This window comes from Elstera litoralis (assembly GCF_000963705.1).
Taxonomy (GTDB): Bacteria; Pseudomonadota; Alphaproteobacteria; order Elsterales; family Elsteraceae; genus Elstera; species Elstera litoralis.
In genome coordinates, this window is record NZ_LAJY01000195.1 from 1 (window position 1) to 2,138 (window position 2,138).

Consider the following 2,138-nt stretch of genomic DNA (forward strand, 5'->3'; position numbering starts at 1 on the left):
TATGCCCGCGCGTTGGCGGCGCTGCGGCCCGCGCAGACGGTAGCCCTGTCGGAGGATGCCGCCGGAACGCTGCTCGGGGCCGCCGTGCTGGCCGGGGAGGCGGTGCCGCCCTTGGCCAATGTCCCCGTTCCGCCTTTGGCGGGTGCCTGGAGGGCCTATCGGCAAGAGTGGCATCGGCTCGCAAACGGCGCAAGCGCGTGATAGAGACGATGATCTTGGATTGAGGATAAGCTCTGGGATGCGCTCCCTTCTTGCCGGTTTGGGCCGTGCCGATATTCGCACCGCCCCCTTCCCCCATGTCGTCGTTTCCGATGCCTTGGACCCTGCCGTCTATCGGGACCTCGCGGCGGGTTTTCCGTCGCTGGAGCGGATGACGTGGCAGATGCCGCCGGAGAAGGTGCCGAATAATCGGCGCTATGTCATGCCCGCGTCGTCGGTGATCGACGCGCCCGATCTGCCCGTGGGTTGGCAGGACTTCGCCCGCCTGCACAGTAGCCCCGAATTTTTAACCGGCGTGGCGGCGCTTTTTCAGGACTATTGGCCCCCGGCGCTGATGGCGGCCCTCGGCGGGCAATTTGAGGGGCATCCGATCAGCCGCTTACGCATGCTGGGCCTTCCGGCAGAAGCGGGGCTGCTTATCGGCCAGGATGCGCGGCTTGAGGTCAATACGCCGGTCCGCGATCAGCCGTCCTCGGTGCGCGGCCCGCATTTGGATACGCTCAATCGGCTGTATTCTGGCCTTTTCTACCTGCGCGCGCCGGAGGATGATAGTGTTGGCGGCGAGTTGATCCTCTATCGCTGGCGGCACGGGCCGAGTGCCGATCTCGGGGCTTTCACCCAGCCTGCGGACGCGGTGGAGGAGGTGGTTCGAATCCCCTATCGGGCCAATCAGTTCGTGCTGTTTCCACAAAATATCCACGCGCTGCACGGCGTCGGCGTGCGCCACCCGACGCCGCATCTCCGCCGCTATGTTTTCATTACCGCCGAGTTGAACCGCGATTGGCTAGCCCCCTTGGAAGGTGACGCATGAGGCTGTTGGTCTATGGCATGCAGTCGAGCGGGGCCACCGCGTTTGCACAGGTTTTGGCGCAGCGACCGGGGTGCGTGGCGCTGGTCGATATTCCCAATAATTACGCCGCTCCGCGCGTCACGACGCCGCTCGATTTTATCGCCAAGGTGGTCGTGACCACGGCCTATCCGCTGGCCGTTCACGTCGAACGCTTTCGGCCCGATAAGATCGTGCTGCTGCTGCGCGACCCGCGCGATACTTACGCCAGCCTGCGCACGAAGGCCTATCGGCACCACGCCGGATTGATGGACGAGAAATTTCAACTTTTGGAGCAGGTTTTTGGGGCGCGCGATCAATTCGTCGCCGTGATTCACTATGAAGATCTAGTGGCGCGCGACCCGGCGGTTATCTCCGCTCTGGCACGGTTAGGGTGGCCGATTGCCGAAGAGTATTTCCAGTTCCGCCGGTCCTACGATGAATTGCTCGGCAGTCTCTGGGCCGCCGAGCCGTCGTTACAGGAGGAAATGGATATCGTCTTCGGCAATGCGCGCGGCGGGGAACTGACGGCGCGGTTTCGCGATAAACCTTGGGATGCCGCACTGGAAGCTCAGGTGGACGCCCTCTGTCCATCGCTGCTGGCCCATTATCGTGCCCGGCGACGGGCCGCTGGAAGCCCCTAAAAAATCACCTCAGCGATATGCCAGAGCACGCCCGACGGATCGGTGATAAAGCCGACCTTCATGCCCCAAGGTTGCAGTGCGGGCGCGCGCGGCGCGGGGATGCTGAAGCTCTCGCCCAGGGCCGGAATTTCCACGTCGCGCCACCAAGCTTCGGCATCGCGCACCAGCATTTGCACCATGAAATTTTCAGCCGCCGCTGCGACATAGAAATTCTGCAAAATGAAGCTGAAGCTTTCCTGCTTGAACATGGCGATATCATCGTCGCCATAGGTTTGGGTAAAGCCCATCGCCGCGTAAAAGCGCTTGGAAACCGCAAAATCTTGTGCCGGAACAAAGGGGCGCAGGGCGAGAATTTGGCTCATGGGACGTATCCTTTCTCTTTATAGAAAACCGATCTCCGGCTTTACGATCATCAGGTAGAAAATCGCGATCACGGCGATAAAAGCGGG

The 2,138-nt window shown here is 61.8% G+C and carries 4 protein-coding genes; 3 read left to right on the forward strand and 1 reads right to left on the reverse strand.

Translation table 11 applies throughout. The features are described 5' to 3' along the window. From VZ95_RS25360 to VZ95_RS08510, 3 genes are all read left to right on the forward strand, one after another. The coding region (locus tag VZ95_RS25360) for a hypothetical protein (protein WP_045775468.1) at positions 1-201 on the forward strand (201 nt) is incomplete at its 5' end. Positions 202-238: 37 nt separating this feature from the next. Next, positions 239-1,030 carry a 2OG-Fe(II) oxygenase gene (locus VZ95_RS08505; protein WP_045775469.1) on the forward strand — a complete coding sequence of 264 codons (792 nt, stop codon included), beginning with the start codon at positions 239-241 and terminating at the stop codon, positions 1,028-1,030. Next, the gene (locus VZ95_RS08510; RefSeq protein WP_045775470.1) at positions 1,027-1,689 is read left to right on the forward strand and encodes a sulfotransferase family protein; all 663 of its coding nucleotides are present in this window, start codon (positions 1,027-1,029) and stop codon (positions 1,687-1,689) included. The genes VZ95_RS08505 and VZ95_RS08510 overlap by 4 nt, the downstream gene beginning before the upstream one ends. Here VZ95_RS08510 and VZ95_RS08515 read toward each other — a convergent pair. Continuing rightward, entirely contained in the window at positions 1,686-2,051 is a 366-nt protein-coding gene (locus VZ95_RS08515; RefSeq protein WP_045775471.1) for a VOC family protein, read from the reverse strand. The genes VZ95_RS08510 and VZ95_RS08515 overlap by 4 nt on opposite strands. Between the last annotated feature and the right edge of the window lie 87 nt (positions 2,052-2,138).

Coding starts and splice junctions, on each gene's coding strand:
- VZ95_RS08510 (WP_045775470.1), top strand. CDS start 1,027: ATGAGGCTGTTGGTCTATGGCATGCAGTCGAGCGGGGCCACCGCGTTT.
- VZ95_RS08515 (WP_045775471.1), bottom strand. CDS start 2,051: ATGAGCCAAATTCTCGCCCTGCGCCCCTTTGTTCCGGCACAAGATTTT.
- VZ95_RS08505 (WP_045775469.1), top strand. CDS start 239: ATGCGCTCCCTTCTTGCCGGTTTGGGCCGTGCCGATATTCGCACCGCC.